This is a genomic window from Pseudomonadota bacterium (genome assembly GCA_039028155.1).
In the GTDB taxonomy this organism is placed as follows: Bacteria; Pseudomonadota; Alphaproteobacteria; order SP197; family SP197; genus JANQGO01.
The window spans coordinates 1-4542 of the sequence record JBCCIS010000108.1 but is presented as its reverse complement, the minus strand read 5'-3'; the positions used below and the strand labels follow the sequence as shown (position 1 = coordinate 4542).

The following is a 4542-nucleotide window of genomic DNA, read 5'->3' as shown; positions in this document are numbered from 1 at the left end:
GACGATGCGCGCGGTTTGCATCCAACTGGTGATGCCGATAACCGCCACCATCAAGATAAAGATGCCGGTCTCCGGCCCGAAACTGGTGCGCAAGGTGTCGCGGAACAACAGAATGATGACGAGCAGCAGCGGCAGGATCGGTAAGGCGAGAAAGAGATCGGTCAGCCGCATGAGCGGCCCGTCCAACCGCGACGAGAAGCCGGCGAGCACGCCGATCAGCGTGCCCAGCACCAACGAGATCAACATGGCGACGACGCCGACCGCAAGCGAAACCCGCCCGCCCTCAAGCACCTGCGCCAAAAGGTCGCGACCCAGGTTGTCGGTGCCGAAGGGGTGGTCCAGCGTCGGGCCCTGGTTAGCGATACGCGGGTCGAGCCTCTGCGCGTCGACATCGTGAATTGAGGGCCCGACGACCACGGCCAGCACGATCAGGCCAAGAACGACGACGCCGAGCAGCGCGCCCTTGTGGTGGCGGAACTGCAGCCACACGTCCATCCACTGCGAGCGATGGGGGCGCGTCGCCTCAGACGCCGCTGTGTTGTCGACCGTGCTCACCGCGTGTCCCCCTTCCAACCCTCAGTCATAGCGCACCCTCGGATCAAGCACGCCATAAGCGACATCGGCCACCAGATTGAACAAGACGATGAGCACCGCGAAGATGAAGGTCAGCGTCTGGACCAGCGGGATGTCCGCGCCCTGAATGGCAATGATCAGGAGCTGGCCGATACCGTTCACGCGGAAGATCTGTTCGGTGATGATCGCCCCGCTGAAGACCGTGGGGATACCCAGCGCGATCAAGGTGACGACCGGGATCAGGCTGTTGCGCAGCACATGGACTAACAAGACGACCCGCTCGCCCATGCCCTTGGCGCGCGCGGTCCGCACGTAGTCGAGGTTGAGATTGTCCAACATCGACGAGCGCATGAAACGGCTCAACTGCGCGGCGTTGAACAGGGCCAGCACCATGACTGGCATGAAGAGCTGACGCACCTGTTCGACCAAGGTCGACCAGTTGGTGACCTCTAAGGTGGTGTCATAAATCGACGGGAACCAGTCGAGATGCACGCTGAAGATGACGATGGCCAACAACCCGGTGAAGAAGGTCGGCACCGAAAAGCCGATCATCGAAACGAAGGTGCCAACCTGATCGAACCAGGAGTATTGACGGTAAGCGGAAATGATCCCGATCGGGATCGCGATCAGGATACCGACCAGATACGACAGGCCTACCACCCACATGGTTTGCGGCAACCGCTCCATGATAAGGTCGACGACCGGACTTCGCGTCGCCCACGACCGCACCCGCAACCGGGCGTCGGAGTCACCAACCGTGATGCCGGTTGCCTCCTCTAGCAGGTTGAGCGGTTCGTTGATGAAGAACTGCTCGGCCCATTTCACGTAGCGGATATGAAACGGCTGTCCCAGGCCGAGCGACTCGCGGATCTGCTCACGCACCTCCGGCGGGATCGTCAGCGGCAGATTGCCGGTCGGGTCATTGGGCGCCAGGTCGAGAATCGCAAAGACGATGAAGCTTATCGCGATCAGCGTCGGGATCGCGAACAGCAACCGGCGTACGATGTATCTGAACATGGATGCTTATCGGACCGAAGAACCGGAGCGGTCTGCGAGCCCTGAGCCCGCAAACCGCTCCCATCGGTCACCTAATGCAGCAAACCGATGCCCCCCAAACTACTCAGCACGACTCCAGTCAGCGACGTTCCAAAGTTCTGAATCCCAGGAGTTCATACGTACGCCATCCAACGTCGTCGAATGGGCGGACACGTCGCCGCGCCAGATCAACGGGATCATCCAATAGTTCTGGACGATCATGTCGTTCATCTCACGCGCCAGCGCGGCCCTGTCTTCTAGCGAGCCGGTCTGGGCCATCTGGTTGACCAGGGCGTCGTAATCGCCCGAGCACGAACGCTGGATGTTGTTGCCCAGCCACGAATTGCTGGGTCCCGGGATCTCGTTGCACGCCCAGTTCGCCATGTACTTCTCGGGATCCGTGCCGTCGAAGTTGTTGGTGTACATTTCGATGTCGGCATAAAACTTGTTGTACGTGTCGGGACTCGCCGGATCGCCGCCGAAGAAGACCGCCGCGTCGATGTTCCGAAGCTCGGTCTCGACCCCAATATCTTCCCACATCTGCTTGATCAGCGCCTGCGTGCCCTGACGCACCGAGTTGGTTGACGTCTGATAGAGGATCGAAAGACGCACGCCGTCCTTCTCGCGGATGCCGTCGCTGCCGCGTGCCCAGCCGGCGTCGTCCAGGATCTTGTTGGCCTGGTCGACGTCCTGGGTCAGGCATTCGTTGTTGGCATCGGACGCATAAATCGCCGGCGCCGGTAGGACATTGCAGCCGGGCTGTCCGGCGGCGCCGTAACCAACGTCGACCAGAACCTGACGGTCGATAGCCAGCGACAACGCACGTGCCACCGCCGGGTCGGTCAGGAACGGATGCGGATTGGTGCCATCCAAATAGACGGATCGATCGTCACCCAAAGCCGGATCGGGATTGGTCTGATTGACCATCAGACGTTCAACCGATGTACCGAACGACGTCACGATCACGCCTTTGCCGGCCTGCGCCATCTGGTCGAGGATTTCCGGCTCGACCTGCAGGTTCCAGGCGTAGTCGTATTCGCCGGTTTCCAAAACCGCGCGCGCGGCCGAGGCTGCATCGCCGCCGCCCTTAAACACGACTGACGAAAAGGCCGGTTTGGCGGGATCGCGATAATTCTCGTTGGCCTCCAATGTCACGACGTCATTGGCGCGAAACTCGGTGACCTTGAACGGGCCTGTACCGATCGGCGCGAAGTTCTGATCCGTGCATTCCTGCGCCTTGACGCCCAAGCAGTCGGCAAACTGGGCCTTTTGAATGACCGGCGCCGTTGAGCCGACGAACGGGCCGTAAGGAAACGGCTTCGGCACGGAGAATGTGATCTTCACCGTATGGTCATCGACCGCCTCGATCGAGGCCACGTCCGTGAAGTAGGACAACGCATTGCAGCCCGCATCCGGGTCCAGGCAATAGTCGCCGGAGAAGACAACGTCGTGAGCGGTCAGCGGCGTGCCATCCGACCACACGATGTCGGGATTGAGTTTCCAGGTGATGCTCTTCAGGTCTTCCGAGACGCCGCCGTTCTCGACGGTCGGAATCTCGGTGACGAGAACCGGCACCATGTTGCCGCTTTCGTCATAGTGCGCCAGTGGCTCCAGCACGAGCGACGCGGCTTCGATATCTTTTGTGCCGCCCGACAGGAACGGATTCATGGTCGACGCCGCCTGCCAATAGAGAATGTTGAGCTGGCCGTCGCTGCCCCGCTCCGCCAAAGCCGGGCTTGCCAGAAGGGCCGTTGCCGCGGCCGTCAGGATGATCGTTCGGAGTCTTCGCATGATGCTCTCCCCACTGTTGTTGTTTTGCCCCGGTCAGACAGTACGTCTGACCTTGTGATCCACCAGCGTGAGAGAGATCTGTGTCTCCTTGCACATCATCCGCTAGCGGCACCAAACCATTGTGCAACCGGTAGCCGCATGTCGACAACGACTCATTCGGCGAGGTGGCAGGCGACCTGGTGGCCCGCTCGCAATTCGCGCCATGCCGGTTCTTCGTCCGCGCACCGTGCGACAGCGATCGGACATCGCGTGCGGAACGGACAACCCGATGGCGGGTTCGCCGCGTTCGGTACGTCGCCCGACAAGATCGTTCGCCGTCGTTCGGCTTCCTGAACAGGGTTGGGAATCGGCACCGCCGACAGCAACGCCTGCGTATAGGGATGCAACGGTTCGCCATAGACTTTGTCGCTGGGACCAAGCTCCATGATCTTGCCCAGATACATGATGGCCACACGGTCGGCCATGTGGCGGATCATGCTGAGGTCGTGCGAGATGAAGAGATAGGTCAGGCCCAGTTTCTGCTGAAGATCTTCCAAGAGATTGACGACTTGCGCCTGAATAGAAACATCCAGCGCGGCGATAGGCTCGTCGCAGACGATGAACTCCGGGTTGAGCGCGAGCGCCCGCGCAATGCCGATGCGCTGGCGCTGGCCGCCCGAAAACTCATGCGGATAACGGTTGGCATGGCTCGGGTTGAGGCCGACCGCATCGAGAAGTTCTTGGACCCGCTGCTGCTTGGTCTGCCCACCCGACAGCCCATGTTCCTGCAACGGCTCGGCAACAATGCTGCCGACGGTCATGCGCGGGTTGAGGCTTGCCTGCGGGTCCTGGAATATCATCTGCATGCGCGGACGCATACGCCGCAGTCTTTCGCCAGAGAGTTTGGTCAGGTCCTGACCGGCGAACACCACCCTGCCTTCAGTCGCGCGATAGAGTTGGAGAATTAGGCGCCCGGTCGTCGACTTGCCGCAACCGCTTTCGCCCGCCAGCGCCAGCGTCTCTCGTTTGTAGATGTCGAAGTTAAGACCGTCGACGGCTTTGATGGCGCCAACCTGGCGGCGCAGGATGCCCTGCAGGATGGGAAAGTGCATGCGCAGGTTCTCGACCTGCACCAGGGCTTCGGCCTCAGTACTCATAGCGTGG

General features: G+C 61.0%; 4 protein-coding genes. All 4 read right to left on the bottom strand.

Annotated features, from left to right (window positions below; all coding sequences use genetic code 11):
- The coding region (locus AAF563_25420; protein MEM7124641.1) for an ABC transporter permease subunit at positions 1–495 on the bottom strand (495 nt) is incomplete at its 3' end.
- Between the two features lie 81 nt (positions 496–576).
- Positions 577–1590: an ABC transporter permease gene (locus tag AAF563_25415; GenBank protein MEM7124640.1), complete on the bottom strand. Its 1014-nt coding sequence runs from the start codon at positions 1588–1590 to the stop codon at positions 577–579.
- 99 nt (positions 1591–1689) lie between these two features.
- Positions 1690–3399 carry a peptide ABC transporter substrate-binding protein gene (locus AAF563_25410; protein ID MEM7124639.1) on the bottom strand — a complete coding sequence of 570 codons (1710 nt, stop codon included), beginning with the start codon at positions 3397–3399 and terminating at the stop codon, positions 1690–1692.
- A gap of 152 nt (positions 3400–3551) precedes the next feature.
- Positions 3552–4535, bottom strand: a complete 984-nt coding sequence (locus AAF563_25405) for an oligopeptide/dipeptide ABC transporter ATP-binding protein (protein ID MEM7124638.1) — start codon at positions 4533–4535, stop codon at positions 3552–3554.
- Positions 4536–4542: the final 7 nt, after the last annotated feature.